Here is a 23,153-nt window from a genome sequence, read left to right on the forward strand (position 1 = left end):
TTTAGAATCCTATTTTTACCCCTGTTGTTAAAACCTTAGAAATAGGAAAACGATTATTATCTCTACCCGCACTAATGTCATTATTATACAAATTTGAAGCCTCTGGATCTGCTCCAGGGTAATTTGTAATTGTAAACAAATTTTGCGCAGTTACATAAACAGATACACGATCTATACCTTTTAATTGATCTATTAAATGCTTAGAAAAATTGTAACTAAGATTCACCGTTTTTAATCTTAAGTAAGAAGCATCATACACATAATGACTAGAAACTCTATCATTATTATTAGGATCAAAATAAACTACTCTTGGAATGTCTGTGTTTGTATTCTCTGGAGTCCAAGCATTTAAAACAGTGTTTATTTTATTTTCACCTATAAAAGTACTTGCAAAATTAGTACCCCTAGCTAAGCCAAAAGCATCTAAATCGTTACCAATAGAAAAAGTAAAAAATGTAGATAATGAAAAACCTTTATAATTAAATGTGTTGTTAACACCTCCAAAAAAGTCTGGTTGTGTATCTCCCAATACACGCTGGTCTAGATTGGTAATTCTACCATCCGGAACACCGTCTGGACCGCTAATATCTAGAAATTTAATATCTCCTGGAGCTGTTAAGCTATTTTGATAAACTCCTGTTTCTGAACCTGAATTTAGAGCATCAATTTCTGATTGCTCTTGAAAAAGACCATCTGCAGCATACCCATAAATAAGTCCTATTGGGCTCCCTTCTTTAAGTCTACCTCCTCCCGGAAAACCAGTTAAGAAACCTTCTTCATCCCTAAAATCATCTGATATTTTAGTAAGTGAATTTTTGTTTTTGCTTATATTAAAAGACAAATTCCATTTAAAGTCTTTTTTTCTTATAATACTTGCTTTTAACTCTAGTTCATACCCTTCATTTCTTGTATCTCCAATATTTGCTATTACTCTATTTGTTCCCGTATTACCAGGAGTTATAGCTGTAAATAATGCGTCCTTGGTATCTTTTGTATAATAACCCAGTGTTCCAGAAAAACGAGATTCAAATAAAGAAAAATCTAAACCTAAATCTAACTGATCTGTAGTTTCCCACTTTAACTTATCATTTCCTAATTGTGTTAATATAACAGAAGGATCTGGCCCATAATCTTCGGTTTCATACAATGTTCTCCAAGCGTAATCTCCAAAATCTTGCTGACCAGTTTTACCCATACTAGCTCTTAGTTTTAGCTCATCCACAACCTTACTATCTCTTAAGAAAGGTTCCCCAGAGATTCTCCAAGCTAATGCCGCTGCAGGAAAAAATGCATATTGATTATCTTTCGCAAATTTAGAAGAACCATCTACCCTTGCTGATACCGTTAGTAAATACTTATTATCAAAATCGTAGTTTACACGTCCAAAATAAGACTCTAAACCAGAACCAGTTTCATAAGAAGAAGCATCCGTATAAACTGTTGCACTATTAATATTGGTTAAAATATCATTAAAAAAACCTTCTCCCCAACCTTTTATATTCGAAGATTTACTTTTCTCAAAAGAAGCTCCCAACACAGTATTTAAATTATGTTTACCAAAAAAGGCTTCGTATGTTAATGTATTTTGAAAAAGTGTATTTGTATACCTACTTCTACTTTCTTGAGCATAACCATCACCTTCACCTGCCAATCTACTCCAACCACCTACTGCTGTATATAATGGATAAAAACTAGTTTGGTTTCCACTGTTATAATTAAGAGAGAAAAGAGTTTTAAAACTTAAACCCTTTGCCAATTCTATTTGTGTATAAATAGAACCTAATACAAGTAATGTCTTGTTTGCACTTGTGGCTTTTGAACGGGCTACAGGATTCTCTGAGTTAAATTGACTTGAAAATGAGTAATTTCCATCCTCATCGAAAACTGGTAAGTCTGGCCTAAAATTATAAATTAATTGTGTTAAACCACCATCTACAGATTCTTGGTCGGTAGATGAAACATTTAATTTTGTTCCAAAAGACCAGCGGTCATTAATTTTAGTGTCTAAGTTGGTGTTAAATGTATACTTATCAAACCCCGCATTATCATAAACACCATCTTGTGTATTAACACCCAAAGACGCACTATATCTAGTAGTTTTGGATCCTCCGTATACATTCAGATTATAAGCAGTAGCTAACGGTGTGCCTCTACCAACTTCTTTCTCCCAATCCGTATCTGCATCTCCAAAGTAAGAACCATCCAAAACATTACGAGCAAAGGCATCATCTCTAGTTCCATTTGTCACTGCCTGTGTCCATAAATCTTTAAACTGCGCTGTGTTTAATACATCTAATGTTTGTGCATTTTGACTACTAAAAGAAACACTGGCATCAAACTTCGTTTTTCCAGAATATGTACCTTGTTTTGTATTAATTATAATAACTCCATTTGCTGCTCTAGAACCATAAATAGCTGCAGCCGAAGCATCCTTTAATATACTAATAGATTCTATATCTGCCGTATTTATATTACCAATTGGTGTGCTTAAACCCTCTTGAGCTAACTCGTTCCCAAGGTTGCTTCCTTCTGTACCACCAGCTGGTATATTACTATTTGGCACTACTGGTATACCGTCTATAACATATAAAGGCTGATTAGAACCCAACAACGAAGTTGTTCCCCTTATTCTAATTCTTGCTGCTGCACCTGGCTGACCCGATGAACTAGAAACATAAACCCCTGCAACTTGTCCTTGCAAAGCATTGTCTAAGTTTATTGTTGGCGCTTGGTTTACAATGTTTTTTACGTCTACTGTTGAAACAGACCCTGTTAAATTTTCTTTTTTTACTTTACCGTAGCCAATTAAAACTACTTCTTCCATCTTTTCTACCGACTCTTTTAAAGTCACATTTATAGTAGATCTATTATCAATAGGTGTTTCAAAATCCTCAAAACCAATATAAGAGAACAACAGAACATCATTAGCATTGTTTGCTACTATGGTATATTTTCCATTTCCATCTGCAGAAACGCCTCTACCTGTTCCCTTTACTACTATTGTAGCTCCTAAAAGAGGAACCCCATTATTATCAACGATTTTTCCTTTTACTTCAAATTGCTGAGAAACAATCTCTAATTTATCTTTTATATCGATAGATTTTCTAGCGCTATTCAATAAAATGATTTGATTATTTTTCATCTTAAAAATGGTGCCAGAACCTCTAAATAAATCTTCTAAGGTTGGTCCTATTTTTTTATCATTAACTTTTATAGTTACTCTACTATTTAAATTAACGTCTGTATTTTTAAAAAAGAAACTTAATCCTGTTTTAGCCTCAATTTCTTGTAGGGCGTCAAATAGATTAACATTTTCGAGGTCTAGCGTAACTTTTGTTTTTTGCGAGTAGCCTTCACTAGCAAGCATTTGAAACATTACGGTAACAAAAAGTAAAAAGGAGAGCTTCATTTTTAGGTCTATCTTCATAAACACCCAATTATTGGGCATTTTTCCATCATTTTTTTTCATATTTTTACATGATTTTAGGTTGGTGATTCAGCTTATTTAATCGACATTTTAACTATTCGGGGAATGTTGGCGCATTTCCCGTTTTTTTTCGTTTTTCTATTTCATTCTATGTTCATTTATAGTTACTACATTGTTTTTAATTATAAATTCAAAATTTGTGTTTTCTTTAAATAGCTCTAAAATATTATCTAATGCTTCTCCCTTTTTAAAAGAGGCAGTATACCTAATACTATTAAGTGCATTGTTTTTATTAATAATTGTAACATTATAGTGTCTTTCTAATTCTAGAATAATATTCTGAAACTTATCATTTATAAAAAGTAAACTACCGTCTACCCAAGCAATATGCTTATTTACATTTACATCTTCGGTTAGTAATTTATCATCTACAAGTTTTACTTGTTTTCCAGGCACTAACAACAAAGAGTCTTTTACTAACGTGTTGTTTGTTTTAACCTTAACACTACCTTCTTGCAGTACAACAGAGTTATTGTTTTCATTAGCGTAAGTAGACATATTAAATTTTGTACCTAACACACTTACATTTATGTTTTCACTCTCTACAAAAAATGGTTTTTGTTTATTTTTAGCAACAGAAAAATACGCTTCTCCGCTTAAGTACACTTTTCTGCTTTTTGGGTCATTAAAAGCCACAGGATATTTTAATGAGCTACCCGCATTTAAAAAAACAGAAGTACCGTCTGATAATAACACCTGAAAACGTTCACCGTAAGGAACACTTAACTTATTGTAAACTAGCGCTTCCCCCTCTTGCTCATTATTTTCATATACGAGTTTAGTATATTCTTGTTGTACCTTACTTTTATCTTTAGCTACATTAAAAAATATTTTTTCACTTATATTAAGAGGCTTAATGGTTCCATCATTTAACTCTAATGTTATTTCGCTTTTTAAATCTTCTTCTGTATTAAACAAACTAAACATATAGGCTCCATAAGTTGCACTAACAAATAATAAAGCTACTGCTGCATACTTTAATACATTTGGCCAGATACGCTTTGTTGGTTTTTCTTCATTATTTATTTTTTGCAATACACTTTCTAGGGACAAGTCTAAATCTACATCCTGAAGCGCTAAATTTAAATTATATTCATCCTTGGTGTATTTTTGCAACAAGGCATTGTTTTCTGGTTCACTTGACCATTTTTTAAGTAGGTCTAATTCCTCTTTAGAAATTGTGTTATCTATAAATTTTTGTATAAGTTCTTCCAAAACACCTTAAATATTAGCTTTATATTGCCAATACGAGAAAAAGATAATAATCCCCTAACATAAATTTATTTATTTTTTCACAATTGATTTATATTCACTTAAAAAAGTGCTTTTTTCGCAATAATTTATGACTGATATATCGCTAGCATCTGCAATTTACAATGGTGACAGTAACGCTTTTAAACTATTCTTTAAGCGCTATTATAAACCGTTGTTGGCATATATCACAACCTTTACTAAGGATTATACAGACGCAGAAGATATAGTGCAGCAATCTTTTGTTACTATTTGGGAGGAAAGAAAAAAGCTTAAAAAAAATGTCTCTCCTAAAAGTTATTTATATAAAATAGCGTACAATAATTACATAAACCAATACAGAATACATAAAAAGCACAACTCTTTTGTTGATGAATTTAAGGTACTTGCTCTCCAGGAGTACTTAATTGAAGACATTGAAGAATCTAACAAAAGACTCGTAAAACTGATGGCCATAGTAAAGTCTTTACCCCCTAGATGTCAAGAAATTTTAAGACTTAGTAAACAAGAAAATTTAAAATATAAAGAGATTGCAAAACAGTTAGATATCTCTGAAAAAACTGTAGATGCACAACTACAAATTGCATATAAAAAAATTAAAGAAGGCTTTAAAAACTAATGCTTAGTTATCAACTTCTGTTGATCTCTAAAATGGCTTGGCGTGTACCCCATTTTTCGTTTAAAAGTTCTATTAAAGTTAGATATATTATTAAACCCACTATCAAAACAAATTTCGTTTATAGAACGTTCTGTTTCTATAAGCAACCTTGCTGCGTGCCCTAAACGTAAATCACTAACATAGTCAGAGAATGAAGAATTTGTGCTTTTTTTAAAAAAGTGACTAAAGGCAGACTCAGACATATTAACCAAACCCGCTACATCTTTCAAAAGTATTTTCTGGTGCAAATTCTCTTTAATATAATTGTTTACTTTTTCTATTCTTCTGCTTTTATGTATGGTATAATAATCTACGTATGAATGAGATGCCAGCATTTTTGTATTGCGGGCAATAGACAAATCATAAAGTATTGACAAAAAGTTAAGCAACGAGTCAAAATCTTGAGACTCGGACAAACGCAATATTTTAGGTTTTAACACAGCTAAAGTTTCTTTAGAAAATAAAATACCTCTTTTAGACTTTTCTAAAAGGCCCCTAATAGATAACATTAGCTTTCTGTTTAATGCCAACTCGGATAAAAACTTCTCATGAAACTGCACTGTTACAACATGTGCTTCCGTGTTTTCATCTACTCCTGTCCACGCATGCGGCGTATTGGACCCTACCAATACCAAATCGCAATTTTTATACTCCTGTATAGAGTCACCAATAATTCTTTTCCCTGATGAATTTAATACCAGGTTAAGCTCTAGTTCGGGATGAAAATGTATGGGAAAATCGAACTTAGCCGAATGATGATTTAATACAATAAAGAAATCATCTTCAGATATAGGCACTAATTCCCTTAAAATACGCGCTTCTTTGTTCATAATAGTATCATAAGGTATTTAATCAAAATTACGTCCTAATTATATTAAATTGTAAATAAAAAGCTACAATTATTATCAAATTAAATAAAAATAACTTAAAAAAACACTACAACAGACACTAATATTTTATAAAAATATGACATTTTATCACCTAAATTCATATAAGTATCATTATTTGACATCATTTACAAAATTATTGTTAACGATATGTTATTCTTTTGTAAACAACTTAATTACTAACTAATTAAACTTATGAACTAATGAAATATGAATTTCAAAAAAGCATAATTTTTATTGTTTTCTTAATTTTTGGCTTCTCTGGAGTTGCACAAATTAACGTAACCGGAACAGTAAAATCTAACAACGGAGTTCCTTTACTTGGTGTCACCATTATGGAAAAAGGTTCTACTACAAATGGTGTAACAACAGATTTTGACGGAAACTTTTCTATTGATGTTAACAGCACTCAAGATCTACTTGTAGTTTCTTACATTGGCTTTGTTACTAAAACGATTTCGATACCAGAAAACAAGATTGTAACTATTCTTTTAGAAGAAGACTTACAACAATTATCTGAAGTTGTTGTGGTTGGTTATGGCTCTGTTAAAAAGAGTGATATTACTGGCTCTGTTACTTCTGTAGAAATGGACAACATACCCTCTAAACCTGCCAATTCTATTGACGGTTTATTACAAGGACAGGTTGCTGGTGTACAAGTAACTACCCCCTCTGATAATCCTGGAGCTGGCGCAGTTATAAGAATTAGAGGTGGTAGCTCTCTACGCGGTGGTAATGACCCGCTTGTTGTGGTAGATGGTTTCCCTATTGGCTACGCTGGAGATTTAAAACAAATATCTCCACAAGATATTGCTTCTATGGAAGTACTTAAAGATGCTTCTGCTTCTGCAATTTACGGTTCTAGAGGTGCCAATGGTGTAATTATGATTACAACAAAAAAAGGCGCTAAACACACCACAGAAGTTACCGTTTCTCAGCAGAATACTTATTCTAGTTTTACATCTGATCTTAACCTTTGGAGAGATCCTGTGTTAATGGCAGAACTAAGTAACGAGAGCAGAACTAACGGTGGCTTTACTCCAATTTACATTGGTGCTAAAGATGCAAATGGCGTGTATTACCCATCTGTAGGTGAACTTAAAAGCGGAGATTGGAAATACAATACTCGTTGGGATGATGCTGTTTTTCGTGATCCTGTATCTAACAACACTAACGTTGCTATACGTAGCCAAACAGACCGCACACAGTTTAGCTTAAGTACTACATATTATACTAATGAAGGTGTTTACATTAATAATGATTATGAAAAACTAAACATTAACTTAAATGTAATTCATAAAATTTATAATGATAAAGTTACCGTTGGTGCTAATGTTATCTACTCTAAAGGAAACCAAAACAACAATAATGATTTAGCCTACTGGCGTAATCCTATTTTTCCTATTTACCAAGAAGGCAACCCACTTAACGACTACTTTTTAGCGGGTTCTCAAGATTATTCTCATCCTATAGCTTTAGTAGAAAACAGAACTAATAAAAATAAATTTTTAGATTTTATAGGTTCTGCTTTTATAGAGATTGATTTTACAAAAACTTTAAAATTAAAAACTCAGGTTAACCACAAATACGGTCGTTCTATAACAGATTATTACAATCCGAAAATTTACACAGAAGACGGTACGTTTAATAACGGTTCTGGTGGCATTAACAATTGGGAGAATAGCGAAACTGTTGCAGAAACTTTTTTAACGTATAATGATACGTATAAAGACAAGCACGATTTTACAGCTATGGCTGGTTTCTCTTACCAAGGGTACGAGGCTAGGACGTCTGACTTAAAAGCGTATGATTTTTTAAACGAATCTTTAGGCAATGGCAACCTTGCTGCTGGTAACCCAGAAAAGCAATCTGTAGCCAATAGCCTGTCTGAAACTGTTATGTACTCTGGTATTGGTCGTTTAAACTATGGTTATGATGATAAGTACTTAGCAACATTTACCATACGTACAGACGGTTCTTCTAAATTTGGAGAAAACAACCAATGGGCTATGTTCCCTTCTGGTGCGTTAGCTTGGAAACTACACAAAGAAGATTTTATAGACAACCTAAATATTTTTGACGAATTTAAACTACGTGCTAGTTACGGTATATCTGGTAATCAAGGTATTTCTCCATACTTAATTAATAGTAGATATGGACAAGACCAATACTATGTAAACGGTCGTTGGCAAACAACAATTGGTCCTGGTTATGTAGTGGGTCAAGATAGTCAAAGTGGCAAAAAAACCTGGGGCGGTATTCCTAACCCAGATTTAAAATGGGAAACTACAGAACAGTTTAATATTGGTGCCGACTTTGCTTTTTTTAACAACAGATTAAAAGTTACTGCAGATTACTACAAAAAACATACATCAGATTTATTACGTGAGCGTTTACTTTCTCCTTCTTCTTCTTATGATAAAATGTGGGTTAATGATGGTGAAATAGAAAACCAAGGGGTAGAAGTAACTTTAGATGGCACTATGGTTAATAAGGAAGATTGGGGGCTAAACGGAATGTTCATTTTCTCTAGAAACAAAAACAAAGTAGTTAGCCTAGGAGACGCTGTGTCATCTGGTTTAAATACTGATGCTCTAACTGGGGTTAAATATGAATTTTCTGGAAATCAAGTTGAAGCTTTCCGCTCTATACCAAACATCTTAGCTATTGGGCAACCAATAAATGTGTTCTACGGTTATAAAGTAGATGGTATTGTACAGTCTGAAGCCGAAGGTTTAGCTGCCGGCTTAAACGGAGATTTAGCACAACCAGGAGAGTTTAAATATGTAGATTTAAACGAAGACGGAGTTATAGATGAAGATGACCGTGCAATAATTGGAAATCCTAATCCAGATTTTACGGCAAGTTTAAATCTTAATGGTCGCTACAAAAACTTTGACTTTTCGCTTTTCTTTAACGGTAGTTTTGGTCAAGATATTTTTAACACCAAAGCATTTAGCGAGCCTAGCAACACACCTTTACGTTGGACACAGGATAACAATACCAACAACTATCCTAGTTTAAGAGATGGTCGTACACTTTATATGTCGGACTACTTTATAGAAAAAGGAAGCTTTGTACGCCTACAAAACGTATCTATTGGTTACAACATAAAAGATTTAAAAACGGCTTGGTTTAAAAAAGGTAGAATTTTTATGAACGGAACCAACCTATTCACCATAACAGATTTTAAGGGTTATGATCCTGAATTAGGCGGAGACGGTATTTATTGGGGTGGTTATCCTAAGTTAAGAAACTGGACTTTAGGCGTAGAACTAACCTTTTAAATTCAGTTAAAATGAAAACATTTACAATAATAAACGAATTGAAAATGAAGCACTTTAAAAAATTAATAGTAGCGCTCGCTCTTGTTGCAGGTGTTACTTCTTGCGAAAGTCTAGATGTAGAACCTACTGGTTTTTATTCCGATGAAAACTTCTATAAAACTATAGAAGACGCAGAAGCATCTATTTTATATGCTTATGACGCACTTACACTTGTTAGTTATGCTCCTGTAACATATTACTTTACAGAATTAGCATCAGACAACTGTAATGTAAAGGCAGACGAAGGTGCAGATGCGCAAGCATTTGCAAACTGGGAGGTTACTGCTCAAAACCAATTACTAACACAATATTACAGATCCATTTATATTGCTGTAAATCGTGCCAATGCTGTTATAGAAAACATAGAAGGCAAAGGGTTTAATCCAGAAGACGAAAAACGCATTTTAGGTGAGGCCTTATTCTTAAGGGCTTATAACCATTTTAATGCCGTAAAAGCATTTGGTTTAGCGCCATTACAAAAATCTTTAATTGACAAGTTAGATGAAACAACAGCTACACTACCTGCAGATATGCAGGAGGTTTATGCTTTTTTAATTGAAGATTTAACTAGAGCGATAGACAATTTAGAAGTAAACAGAGTTGCAGGTCGTGCAGATAAAGTTGCTGCACAGGCATTACTTTCTAAAGTATATTTATTTGCTGCTTCTGCAAAAGAAAGTGGGGTTCCTAAGTATAATACCATTACAGAAAGTGTAGATAATTTATATGCTAAATCTGCAGAATATGCTGGTATGGTTTTAAATAATCAAGGTGAATATAGTCACGATATGGATCTTCAAAACATTTACAATGTTGATACTCCTGACGGTCCGGAACATATTTTTATTTTATCATTAGATAGGTCTGGTACGCAAGAGGGCGATTATTCTAAATTATCTAAATACTTTATTCCTTATATAGATGGCGCTACAGTATATCTAAAAAATACAGATGATACTTTTTCTCCAACACACGATGGGTGGAGCGTTTTTCAAACTTCAGATAAATTATTTGCGTCTTATGAAACTGCAGACAAACGTAAAACAGATTTGTTTGTTTCTGAAGTATATGATCAAAGTGGTACCGCTATTGGCTCTGTTGCAGATGGCACGGTAATTTATCCTTTCACTAGAAAATATATAGATCCTAAGTTCGAGGGTGACAAAACAAGCACAAGACCGTATTTAATTCGCTACTCAGACATACAATTAGTATATGCAGAAGCTACTGCAAATGCAGATGGCTTAGTACAATACAACCAAATTAGAAATAGAGCCAATGCTACAGAATTAGCTAGTATTGGAGGTTTGTCTAAAGCCGATTTTAGAAAACTAATTGTAGCAGAACGCCAAAGAGAACTTGCTTACGAAGGAGATCGACTATGGGATCTTAGACGCACAAACACGGTACAAAGTAATGTTACAAAAGCAGCTGGCTTATCTCCAGATGCAGTAGCTTTTTATCCAATTCCACAACGTGAGATAGATTTAAACCCAAACATCAACTAAACTAAAGCATAATGAAAAAATTATATAACATATACTTTATAGTACTGGCATTGTTTTTTGTTGCTTGTACAGAAAACCCTCTTGAAGATGTAGAGGGCACAGATTGGCAAAAAGAACGCAATGTGGTTTCTATTTTAGTCGAAGGCCAAATAGGCACAGCTATTATAGAACGTAATTTTGACGATGCAAAAATTAAAATCTATGCCAAAGTAGAGAACATAGCTGACTTAGCAAATGTGGAAATTAAAAACATCGCGTTTTCATACGGAGCTAGCTCTGCAAATGAGAAAGGTACAACCTTAGATTTAAGCAGCGGTACAGCTACAATTGCTGTTGCCTCTGGCGCAGGAGAAAGCTTAAACTGGGAGGTTTCTTTATTACCTTTTAAATCTGATTTAGAAGGCACTTGGTATATTGGTGATATACGTATGTATTGCGATATGTTTACCTGGGAAAGCTGGGGATGGGAAAAATATGTTCAGATTACAGATTATTTACCAGAATTAAACCCTGAGTTAGACAACGAAATTATTTTTACTGTAGAAGGCGCAGATGCTAAAGGGAATCCTTTTGGCACGTATGAACATAACGCTGGTGACGATGGTGCTTTTGGTAGTTATACCGATGCTAGTAAAGGTTGGGATTTTAATTCTAGATTCAGAAAAATACCAACAGGTAATGGTACTTGGTTACGAGATTTTGAACGCAACAAGGTAATTATTACTGACGCTAATAAAGTTGAATACGAACTAGACCTAGAATTACTTACTACAACTAATGAGGTTACACTAAAAACAGAAGTTCCTTATTTAGCAGATAACTTTAGCTGGACAGATACCGATTGGAGTTATGAGGAATTAGCGCATATGTCCAATTCAACTTGGTATACGTTGACTAAAGAGCGTGTGTTACAAACAGGTAATAGTATTACAGGCCTAACCGTTAAAGACCAAGATGGTGATACGCAAATAGATGGCGACACTAAAGAAATTACAGTTACTATTTTAGATAATGGCGCAAATTTAGCAGCCATAGAACTTACTGGCTTAGACTTGTCTTACGCTGCAACAGCTGATACTAGTGTTGGTAGCGCTTTAGATTTTTCAACAGCAAATACGACTACTATAAATGTTACTTCAGAAACTGGAGAAAATGCAAGCTGGACCATAAAAATTCTAGTAAAATCTGATTTAGATGGCACCTACTCTAACCCATCATCTCTAATCTATGTAAACCAAGAGTACGGTAGTGATTACAGCAAAAATATTAGCGATGATTTTACAAGTGCTAATTTAGAATTTGATAACGAAATTGTTATTGTAAACGAAGGCTATAATGGTGACAGACCTAATGGAAAAATAACAAATAACGCTGGCGCCGATGGCGTATACGGAGATTACAACCACGTAGATGCGGATGTAGACTTAAATGCCAAGCTTAGACATTTGCTACCTGCTGGCGAATCTTACTTTGAGATAGATTTAGCCACAAATACAATGTACATAGGCACTTCTAAAGACGATCTTACCTCAGAAGCTAAAATGTTAGCTACAGACACAGGAATTACACTTCAGTTTACACTTGCTTACAGAGAACTAGAGCCTAATTGGAGCTACGGAAACTATGATAATTACATGTGTTGGGCGTATCAATACGAGATTAATTTAGACAAACAATAGTTCTTTTATCGAATTAAAAAAAACAAAAAAATGACAGTAAAAAATATATTCGCCGCTGTATTACCAATGTTACTTATTGCCGCAAGTTGTGACGATGAAGAACCGGCATTTACTTCTCTAGAAAAAAATAGAGAAGTAGTAATTACAGAAGAATTGGTTTCTACAGACTTTGTGGGTAACGGTGCACAATGGGGAGGTTATGAAATGACACCAACTTGGCTAGGAACAGAAACACTTAGCGATGCGGATTGGAACACTTTATTTAATCGTATAGATTTTATGCGCCCTCCGTTTTTAAGAATAGTAACAAATCCTGCGTGGTCTTATGACAATAATGGTACGTATGACGAGACAACAAAAACGGTTTCACTTTTTAAAATGTTAGACTACGCAAAAGACCGCAATATAGAAATTACGTTTGGTGAATGGGGACATAGTTCTACTGATGACATTAGCACTATAGATATGGGTTGGATTCAAAACTCTGTGAAATTCTTAAATCATTTAATAAATGAAAAAGGGTATACAAATATTAAGACCATAAATATTATTAATGAGCCAAATGGCGACTGGTCTAGTACAAAAGGGGATTACAATATTTGGAAAAATGTACAACTAGCGTATTTAGAAGAAATGAAAAAATACAGCTTGGCAGATTTAAAAGTTATGGGGCCAGATATTGCAGTTTTTAACACGGCTAGCCAGACAGATTGGTTTACAAAAACGGAAGCAGATTTAGGAGATAATGTTGGTTTGTATGACATTCACGTATACCCACAACAGCAATTAATTCGTAATGGAGAATTTGCTCAAATGCTTAGAGCTTATAAAAAAGAAACTCCTGCAGACAAGCGTATTGTTTTAGGTGAAATAGGTTTTAAATACACAGAAGTTGATGCACAATTAAAGTTAGAAAACGAAGAAGCAATTGCTAATGACCCGTACGCTGGTGAAGATTCTAATATGATGATTTACAAAGCATTTTACGGTATAGATATGGCAGATGCTTTAATACAAGCAATGAGAGAAGGGTACTCTGGCTCTTTAGTTTGGAATATGGATGATGCCATGTATAATAGCCCTGACAACGGAGATTACCAGTCTGATAAATTAAAACGTTGGGGGTTCTGGAACATCTTAGGCGAAGAGCACACAGCTAATGCTGCGGACGAAGCTATAAGACCATATTTCTACCCCGTTTCTTTATTAACACGCTTTTTCCCTGCTGGTAGTGATATTTATAATGTAAACCTACCAAACAAAAAAGGATTACGTGCTGTAGTAGGTACTTACAATGGCAAACAAACAATAGCAATTGTAAACTCGCACTACGCTACATATGAGCTAGAATTAAAGTCGGACTTCCTAGGTGCTATTACAGCAAATAAATACAGTTATAAATCTAAAGCAGATGGTTCTTTTACGGGTGCTGTAGATGCTGATGGATTTGCTGTTCCATCAGAAAATAATATGAATTTAAACTTTGCTGAAGGAGTAAAAATGACATTAGAAGGGGAATCTTTTATTCTATTCACAAATATGGAATAAGGTAAAGCTAGGATTGAAAATATAAATTAAGAATAAGGAAATATAAATTAGAATGAATACTGTAGAAGAAAACAAAACAGGGTTATTATGCCTTAAAAAACACCAAAACAACCCGGTTTTAAGTCCAAATCCAGAAAACGACTGGGAAAGCTTAGTAGTTTGTAATCCTGGAGTTTGGTATGAAGAAGGTACCTTTTATATGCTTTACAGAGCTGCTGGCAACGATAAAGAGCACCAAATACGCTTTGGATTAGCAACTAGTACAGATGGTGTAAATTTTACGAGAACCTCTAACAAACCGGTTTTTAGCCCTAGTGTTGATGGTCCAGATATGGGCGCAGTAGAAGATCCTAGAATTGTAAAATTTGGAGATGAGTTTTATGTTACTTATGCATACAGACCTCATCCTCCAGGACAATATTGGAATTTTGATCATGATGAAATTTTAGTACCAGAATGTGATGTAGATGCACCTTTGGTTTTAAAAAATAACATTGCAAATTCTGGTTTGCTTTTAACTAAAGATTTTAAAAACTACAGACGTTTAGGAAGAATTACACAAAGTAATTTAGACGATAGAGACGTTATCATTTTTCCTGAAAAAATAAATGGAAAATTTGCAATGCTACACAGGCCAAAGGAATGGGTAGGCGAAGAGTATGGTTGTGATAAGCCTTCTATTTGGCTTCGCTATTCTGATGATCTAATGGTTTGGGAAGAACCAAGCACATTACTGTTAGCAGGAATAAATGGTACTTGGGAAGAAAAAATAGGTGGCAGCACGCCGCCTTTAAAAACCAAAGATGGTTGGTTAATTATTTACCACGGTGTAGAGAATGGCGGATTAGGATACTACCGTGTTGGGGCGGCACTTTTAGATTTAGAAGATCCTACAATTGTAAAGTCTAGGCTAACCAATTGGATTATGGAACCAGAACACGATTATGAAATTGATGGCTTTTATAAAGGCTGTGTTTTTCCAACAGGAAATATGATTATTGATGATACTTTATATGTATATTATGGAGCCGCAGACAGGTATGTTGGCTTGGCAACTTGCAGTATTGATGAATTATTAAATGAATTAAAGAATGCTTAAAAAGCAACTATTTAACTACATAATACTCCTTGTTTTTTTACCGTTAGCATCTTGCCAAACGGTAAAAAAGACTGAGTTAGTTAAAATTGAAGTCGATAAAATTATCTCTAGCGAGTTTATTGGCAATGGCATAGAGTGGTCTGCGTACCCGCACGCAGATGCAGATGATGCAGAATGGGGTTTATTAATGACCGATGAAAAATGGGAAACCGTTTTTAAAAGGTTAGACTATATGAAACCCAAAATTGTGCGAGTTTTAGATCAGGCAAATTGGAGGTATTTAGAAGGCATTGATAAAGATGGTTCACCTATTTTAAATTTTGAAAACCAGGAAATGCACGCTTTATACAAGTTGCTAGACTACTGTGAAAAAAATAATATAAAAGTTATTTTGGGTGAATGGGGGCAACCTTACAAAGTGCATGATACGCATTTAAAAATGCAAGATGCATTTACTGGAGCTACAGATCCAAAATGGTTAAATTGTATTGCACAACATGTAGATTACCTAGTAAATAAAAAAGGGTATACTTGTATTAAGTATTACAATTTAGTAAACGAACCAAATGGTTATTGGTCTTCTATAGATGGTAATTGGGACGAGTGGAAACTTGGTGTTAAAAAATTAGATAGTGCTTTTGTGTCTAAAAAACTTAAAACACCAGTACACGTAATAGGTCCAGATGCTACACCATTTAACAACAAAAAATCTAAGTATACAGGTGCAGAATGGGCAAAAGAATCGGTTTTACAATTAAACGATGTTTTAGCTGCTTACGATGTACACGATTATCCTACTAAAGAATTTGTACGTTCTGGTGATTTTGAAAAACACTATACTGCAATGATTTCTTTTGCGGATAGCGTTGCCAGAAAGCCCTTTATTTTAGGAGAAATAGGGTTTGAAAAATACGTAGATAGCAATATAAAAAGGTACGAAGCAGATCCGTTTGCAAGTCCAGATAGTCAATTATCAATTTATGATTATGACTATGGTGTAGATATGGCAGATGTTTTAGTGCAATCTATGAATAGTGGTTTTGATGCTGTAATTGCCTGGGGATTAGATGATGCCATGCACACAAATGGCGATACAGGAGAAAAAAATCAGCTTAAGAAATGGGGAATGTGGAATATTTTTGGCAAAGAACTAACTGGCGATGTCAAAGAAGAAGACATAAGACCTTGGTTTTATACGTGGTCTATTTTAACAAGGTATTTTACAAACGATATGAAAATTGTAAAAACTACCGGATTAGATATAAACAAAGTACGTATGGTAGCTGGTTGGTCGGCTAGTAATGATGTTACATTTTCAATTGTAAATAACAGTGATAAAGAAGCTACATTCTCTTTAGATACTGAAAATCTTGAAAATAAAAGCTTTAAAAAGTATAGCTACAGTGAAAATAACAGACCTGTAGACGGCAATAACTTTCCTAAAGCAGTACAAAATAATTTAAGTTTTACATCGGGACCAGAACAAATAACTATTCCCGCAAAAAGCGTATTACTTTACACAACCTACAACTATTAAATTATGAGTAACTTAAGTTATACAGATCTTACCGTTCTAGTTCTCTACATTGTTTTTATTATTTGGTGGGCCTTAAAGAATGGAAAAAGTAATAATTCTGACGACTATTTTTTAGCTGGTAGAAATTTAACTTGGCCAATGGTTGGGTTATCCTTATTTGCTGCAAGTGTTTCTAGTTCTACCTTAATGGGGCATTCTGGCGAAGGTTTTATAAGTGGTATTGCAGTTTTTAATTACAACTGGATATCGGTTTTAATAATGGTCTTTTTCGCAATGTTCTTTCTTCCATTTTATATAAAATCTGGAATTTTTACAATGCCAGAATTTTTAGAGCGCAGGTTTGATGGCAAGTCTAGAACCTACTTCTCCTTTATTACCATTATAGGAAATGTTTTTTTAGATGCAGCCGCAACATTATATACTGGCGCGCTAATTATTAAAATGATTTTTCCGGAAGTAGAAATCCTCTATATTATTATAGGAATGGCTGCCGTTGCTGGTAGTTACACTATTATTGGTGGTTTGTCTTCTGCTATTAACGCAGATATGATACAAGCCGCTGTATTAATTATTGGATCTTCAATTTTATCGTTCTATGCTATTAGTAGTATTGGTGGCTGGGAATCTTTTATAGATAAATTTAACGATGGTGTTTGGTTAAAATTAACCAGACCTTTGGACGACCCAACAGTACCTTGGCTGGGAATGTGGGTTGGGATACCTATACTTGGGTTTTACTTTTGGGCCAACAACCAAGTTATGGTGCAACGTGTATTGTCTGCTAAATCTATAGATCACGGAAGAAAAGGTGTTTTACTAGTAGGTTTTTTATACCTATTTACATTATTCATCTTTATTGTTCCTGGATTAATTGCGCGTGGCATAAACCTATTTGGAGTAGAGAATTTACCGCACGAATTAATAAGTGGTATCGATTTAAAAGAAAAATATGGCATAAATACAGATCAGGTATACCCAAGGCTTATTGTAAAGTTATTGCCTGTTGGTCTTATTGGTATTATTTTATCTGCAATGATTTCTGCATTAACATCTACGTTAAGTGCCACTCTTAGTTCTGTATCAACCCTTTTTACTATGGATTTTTACAGTAAAATTGATAAAACAGCAAGTAGTGCTAAAAAAGTGAAAGTTGGTAAAATAACAGCAATAGTAACTTTAATTATTGCTGTTATCTGGGCTCCATATATTCAAAGATTTGATTCGCTTATAGCTTATTACCAAGAAATAGTTTCTTATTTAGCTCCACCAATTGTGGGCACATTCTTTATTGGTTTGTTCTGGAAAAGAGCCAATGCTAAAGGCGCTTTTAGCGGTCTTATGGCAGGCTTAGCTGTTGCAGCAACAATTATGACGTTAAAATATGTACTAGGCGTTAAAATAGATATTCACTTTTTATTACTAGCTCCTGTATTGCTAATTATTAGTTTGGTAGTATCTATAATTGTAAGTTTAGCAACTGCACCGCCACCCGCAGATAAGGTTGCAGAAAATACGTGGACAAAACAAATTTGGATAGACGAAACCAAAGAATTAAAAGGCATTGTTTGGTATAAAAATTTTAGAGTACAAGCTATTTTATTAGTTATAGCTTGTTTTGTTATGTATGGCTTATTTTATTAAAAGAGCTAAGTTTAGTTTAATTGAAAAAACCACACTATTACAGTGTGGTTTTTTTTAGTTAGAAGAGAACCTTAACCTAAACTTCATAACTTTTTTTTCCGTAATGCAAACTAATTTGCGCTAACTGACCAACAATTTTTATAGAGTCTTTCATAGACAGTTTAGAACCATCTGCATGTATCCATCTTTTTAATGGTTGCTCACAAATTAATTGTTGAACGTTATCTTTTCCGTATTTCTTTTTCATACGCATAAAGATCTCAACATCAAACAACCAACGTGTTATAAATTTTTTATTAAACATTGTAGTTGCTATTTCTCTGTCCATTATTTTAGCACCACATTGTGTATCCTTAAAAGGCATTTTTAATATATTCTGAATAATAAGGTTTATTGTTTTACTTATTATTTTACGAGCAGATTCTTTAGTAATATCTGCCCCCATTCTACTAATTCTAGATCCACTTACTATTTTATATTCTGAGTTTTCTAATGTTTTTACCAACTCATCAAAATCTCTAAAATCTGTAGATAAATCTGCATCTAAATATCCTATATAATCAAACTGTGGATCTTTAGTTAAATGCAATACTCCTTGGCGTACAGCTTCTGCCTTACCCCCGTTTTTCTCACAATTGTAGATGCTTATTGTATTTTCATGTCCTTTTCTTAATTCTTCTAACACTTCTAAAGTATTATCTGTACTACCATCGTTTACAAAACATAAATGGTACCCTAGATTTTTACTAGCAAAATCTTTAAAAGCATCACTAGACAATCTATCTGCTTCATTATAACAGGGTATTACAACACCCACACAGTTTTTCTGTAGCATTTGTCCGCCTTGAGTCTTAACCGTTTCTTTTGGCTGTCCTGGTGCGCCTACTATACGTTTTACACGAGCCGCAACCTCATCTAAACTTACAGGCTTTTTCATGTAATCATCTATACCAAGGTTAAATCCGTCTAAAATAGTATCCTCATTAGTATTACCAGACATTACCATTATAGCAGTTTTAGATGTTTCTCTAATGTGTTTTACCACATCTAGACCACTCATATCTGGCATATTAATATCTACTATAACAAGATCTGGACTAAAAGAGTTAAAGATCTCTATTCCGGATGCTCCAGAACTTGCAGTTTCTACTTGGTATCCTAAATCAGTTAATTTTTTTTCAACAGAAAGTAAAATTAATTGTTGATCGTCGATGGCTAAAATTTTCATAGGTTAAGGTTTTATAATTTGGGTTAGAAAAATTCTGTTATTACTATCATTTTTCTTCTGCAAATATAGAACGCAATACTATTTAAAAATCTGACTTTAAGGTCAGTAACCATTTACTGTAGATGAATGGTTTTTATGCTAGGACAACACACATTATATATAGTGCTACAATATGTCTATCTTTATCTTGTTATATATTCTTACAGGATTTAATTTATGAAGAGAACCAATATTTTATTAATATTAGCTCTTATTATAGGCATAGCTTTTCACGGTTCAAGTATTTTCTTTACTCTAGAGAATACTTATGATGCCCTTATTCATTTATTTTTTGCTGATCATTACGCCAATAGTTGGTTTGAACCTTGGGATTTTCGTTGGTATACGGGCTTTACGGTACAGGCATACCCGCCACTGGTACATCAGCTAATTGCAATTTTATCGTACATAGGTGGTTTAAAATTTGGAATGTTTTCTGTTGCTCTACTCGCCATTATCTTATTTATTACTGGTGCCTATAGGTTTGGATTACTAATGACAGCCAATAGGCAGGTTGCCGGATACACTGCTTTACTCGCCGTATTTTCATCTACATTTATAGAGACACTACATATTTTTGGGCAATTACCTAGTATTATGGGACTCTCCCTTTTACTACATAGTATACCTGAGATTTATTTATGGATAAAAGATGGTAAAATTAGATACCTAATAACCAGTCTTTCTTTAATTGCTGTTACAGTAACATCTCATCATGTTACACCAATTTTTGGAATGGTATTCTTTATTTTTCCACTTATTGGTATGGTGGTTATGGATACCGCTAGAGATACAGTAGAGAAATCTAAAGACGTTAACTTTAAAGTATTTTTAACTGCCTTTAAAAAGCTTTTTTGGCGCATTGTAACCTTTGGCTTTTCATCGCTCTTACTTATTATATTTTGTATTTTACCCTATTGGATAAACTCTAAAAAAAACCCAATTACCCAGGTTCCTATACCGCACGGATCTAGAGATAATTTTCTAGAAGTACTTTCTTCCGGACTCGTATTTTTTATGATTCCTTGGGGGATTCTCTTGTTTATTCTTCCGTACATTTTTTATAGATTTTATAGCAAAAGATATTTATTTTTTGGACTCTCTTTTTCTATGCTCCTTGTTTTAGGAACGGGCGGCACAACGCCTATTCCCTTAAAATTATTAGGCGAAACAGCTTTTAATATTTTAACCTTAGACCGCTTTACCCTTTGGGCTACTATTATGGCTTTGCCCATTTTTGGAGAATTTGCCTACCGGATGGTAGAAGGTGATTTAAAACAGAATTTACAAAAACGTTTTGGTGCTGTTTACCATAGAATTCTTGGTGGTTTTTTTATGGGTGGCATTCTCTTTATGGTCATTTTTACAATGAGCTTAGGCTATTTTAGACCATCACAACCAGCCAAAATAAAGATGTTGCCTATTGTAAATTTTTTAAATCAAGATCAACATGATCATTGGCGCTACTTAACTCTTGGTTTTGGAGACCAAATGGCGTGGTTGTCTGCACAAACAAAAGCAATGACGGTAGATGGTAATTACCACTCTGCAAGACGCTTACCAGAACTTACAACACGAGCTATAGAACGATTAGAAAATTCTAAATTTAGAGGCGTAGAAGGTATTGGCTCTTTACAGCAATTTTTAACCGTACCAGAAAAATACAATCTAAAGTATATATTTTCTAACGATAAGTTTTACGACCCTATTTTATATTACTGCGGGTGGCAAAGACTGCAGCAACTAGAAAATGGTATTATGGTTTGGGAAAAACTAAATGTACCACCCATACCTGCCATTATACCTAAAGAAGATGTCTCTACCACCTTAAAAATAATGTGGAGCACCATACCTATACTAACAATTTTGTTTGCTTTTATTATAAACATACAATTGGTTTGGATACGTGTTTTAAAATCTAAAAAATTACCAGAACCGTCTTACTTAAAGTATAAATTAGTGTACAATAAGTTTTCTAAAAAATTAGTTACCGTAAATCATATCTGGGCAGTTATTGTGCTGGTTTGTTTGGCCTACGGCGGATATTTATTTTACGCAAAAAACACGACTCAGTTAAATGCCAAAAATGTAGTTACTGCCTATTATGACGCTATAGATTTTAAAGAGTTTGAAAGAGCTTTTTCTTATTTAAATCCTGATGATGATGTAAGCCTATCTCAATATATGTTAGAAGTATCTGTAACAGATGGTATTTTAAGTTCGTATGCCAAGTTAGACTCTATTGGTATTTCTTTTGTAAGCAAAACCAAAACTAGCGCTAGAGTAAAAGTTGACACTAGGTGGATAACACCTTTAGAGGCTGTTAACAAAACCTATTACCATACCGTTAAAAAAAGAAAAAACAAGTGGTATATAAGTCCGTCTAAAATTGACAATGACCTGCCACCAGATCAATTATTTATAGATAACAATACTACCTTTTTTAATCACGGTAGACGTAAAATTACAACAGAACAAACACACCATGAAGATGTATTAAAACAACCTATTTTAGAAATCTTAACTGCAAAGTTAGTAGAATACAATGGTAGGTATAGCATTATTGGCCAATTGCAAAACGTAGACAATGTTCCTTGTGATGTTGTTATAAAAGGCACACTTTACAATCAAAAAAATAAAGAGCTAGCCAACTACAATGCTAAAGACAATATTAAGCACAAACTTATGCCAAAGGAGATTACCTCTTTTAAAATAAATTTTGAAGGCATAGCCTGGTCTTCAACAAAAGATACATTGCCGCCAACATTTAACCCAGATGAGTTTACACCTATTAATTTAGAAGAAATACCAACTAAATTTAACTTGCAATGTGCAGGTAATGTTGCTAATACAGATTTATACAAAAAATTGTCTTTACAAGAGTTAAACTTTTCTAATGGCACAATGTCTGGCGCGCTATTTAATTCTGGCGTGCAAGAAGTTACCATACCTCAGCTATTAATATCTTATTATGATGACGATAAAAAATTAGTTTGGGTAGATCATAATTTTTTAACCGAAGGCGTGCGGATACAACGAAAACAGTCTTTTAACTATGACTTGTTAGATTTAGAGGATTTGCATATTATTAATGACGATATGACAAACTGTTTTGTAAATGGTTCTCCGAATATTGAAATTGCAAAAAAAGTATTTCCTAATAGAAAAACAGAGCATATAGCAGAACAATTACAGGGACAAACAGGAAAAGGTTTTAGTTTTATTAAACTAGAGATTAATAGCTACATAGGAAATCCAAAATAAA

13 protein-coding genes are annotated in these 23,153 nt (G+C 33.7%); 9 read left to right on the forward strand and 4 right to left on the reverse strand.

Features of this window, described 5'->3' with window-relative positions:
- Window position 1: 1 nt before the first annotated feature.
- Together M4I21_RS11460 and M4I21_RS11465 are read right to left on the reverse strand one after the other, a co-directional pair.
- Window positions 2-3,469 carry a TonB-dependent receptor gene (locus M4I21_RS11460; protein WP_249559301.1) on the reverse strand — a complete coding sequence of 1,156 codons (3,468 nt, stop codon included), beginning with the start codon at window positions 3,467-3,469 and terminating at the stop codon, window positions 2-4.
- A 96-nt stretch (window positions 3,470-3,565) separates the two neighbouring features.
- Entirely contained in the window at window positions 3,566-4,702 is a 1,137-nt protein-coding gene (locus tag M4I21_RS11465; protein WP_249559302.1) for a FecR family protein, read from the reverse strand.
- 127 nt (window positions 4,703-4,829) lie between these two features.
- Between M4I21_RS11465 and M4I21_RS11470 the strand changes: the two genes are divergently transcribed.
- Window positions 4,830-5,357 carry an RNA polymerase sigma factor gene (locus M4I21_RS11470; protein WP_249559303.1) on the forward strand — a complete coding sequence of 176 codons (528 nt, stop codon included), beginning with the start codon at window positions 4,830-4,832 and terminating at the stop codon, window positions 5,355-5,357.
- On the opposite strand, the gene M4I21_RS11475 is transcribed toward M4I21_RS11470, so the two are convergent.
- Window positions 5,354-6,226, reverse strand: a complete 873-nt coding sequence (locus M4I21_RS11475; protein WP_249559304.1) for an AraC family transcriptional regulator — start codon at window positions 6,224-6,226, stop codon at window positions 5,354-5,356. The genes M4I21_RS11470 and M4I21_RS11475 overlap by 4 nt on opposite strands.
- Window positions 6,227-6,486: 260 nt before the next feature.
- Here M4I21_RS11475 and M4I21_RS11480 point away from each other — a divergent pair, with 260 nt between their 5' ends.
- The 7 genes from M4I21_RS11480 to M4I21_RS11510 are packed head-to-tail and all read left to right on the forward strand — an operon-like array spanning window position 6,487 to window position 18,621.
- Entirely contained in the window at window positions 6,487-9,570 is a 3,084-nt protein-coding gene (locus tag M4I21_RS11480; RefSeq protein ID WP_249559305.1) for a SusC/RagA family TonB-linked outer membrane protein, read from the forward strand.
- Between the two features lie 11 nt (window positions 9,571-9,581).
- Window positions 9,582-11,117: a RagB/SusD family nutrient uptake outer membrane protein gene (locus M4I21_RS11485; protein ID WP_249559306.1), complete on the forward strand. Its 1,536-nt coding sequence runs from the start codon at window positions 9,582-9,584 to the stop codon at window positions 11,115-11,117.
- Between the two features lie 11 nt (window positions 11,118-11,128).
- The gene (locus M4I21_RS11490; RefSeq protein WP_249559307.1) at window positions 11,129-12,796 is read left to right on the forward strand and encodes a hypothetical protein; all 1,668 of its coding nucleotides are present in this window, start codon (window positions 11,129-11,131) and stop codon (window positions 12,794-12,796) included.
- A gap of 30 nt (window positions 12,797-12,826) precedes the next feature.
- On the forward strand, window positions 12,827-14,344 hold the full coding sequence (locus M4I21_RS11495) for a hypothetical protein (RefSeq protein ID WP_249559308.1): 1,518 nt from the start codon (window positions 12,827-12,829) through the stop codon (window positions 14,342-14,344).
- A gap of 52 nt (window positions 14,345-14,396) precedes the next feature.
- The gene (locus tag M4I21_RS11500; RefSeq protein WP_249559309.1) at window positions 14,397-15,443 is read left to right on the forward strand and encodes a glycoside hydrolase family 130 protein; all 1,047 of its coding nucleotides are present in this window, start codon (window positions 14,397-14,399) and stop codon (window positions 15,441-15,443) included.
- Window positions 15,436-16,980: a hypothetical protein gene (locus tag M4I21_RS11505; RefSeq protein WP_249559310.1), complete on the forward strand. Its 1,545-nt coding sequence runs from the start codon at window positions 15,436-15,438 to the stop codon at window positions 16,978-16,980. The genes M4I21_RS11500 and M4I21_RS11505 overlap by 8 nt, the downstream gene beginning before the upstream one ends.
- A gap of 3 nt (window positions 16,981-16,983) precedes the next feature.
- Window positions 16,984-18,621 (forward strand): sodium:solute symporter, encoded by a 1,638-nt coding sequence (locus M4I21_RS11510; protein ID WP_249559311.1) that lies wholly within the window; start codon window positions 16,984-16,986, stop codon window positions 18,619-18,621.
- 76 nt (window positions 18,622-18,697) lie between these two features.
- Here the strand turns inward: M4I21_RS11510 and M4I21_RS11515 are convergent, their stop codons facing one another.
- The gene (locus M4I21_RS11515; RefSeq protein WP_249559312.1) at window positions 18,698-19,849 is read right to left on the reverse strand and encodes a response regulator; all 1,152 of its coding nucleotides are present in this window, start codon (window positions 19,847-19,849) and stop codon (window positions 18,698-18,700) included.
- A 216-nt stretch (window positions 19,850-20,065) separates the two neighbouring features.
- Here M4I21_RS11515 and M4I21_RS11520 point away from each other — a divergent pair, with 216 nt between their 5' ends.
- Window positions 20,066-23,152, forward strand: a complete 3,087-nt coding sequence (locus M4I21_RS11520; RefSeq protein WP_249559313.1) for a putative glycosyltransferase family protein — start codon at window positions 20,066-20,068, stop codon at window positions 23,150-23,152.
- Window position 23,153: the final 1 nt, after the last annotated feature.

Source organism: Cellulophaga sp. 20_2_10 (assembly GCF_023476645.1).
Classification (GTDB): domain Bacteria; phylum Bacteroidota; class Bacteroidia; order Flavobacteriales; family Flavobacteriaceae; genus Cellulophaga.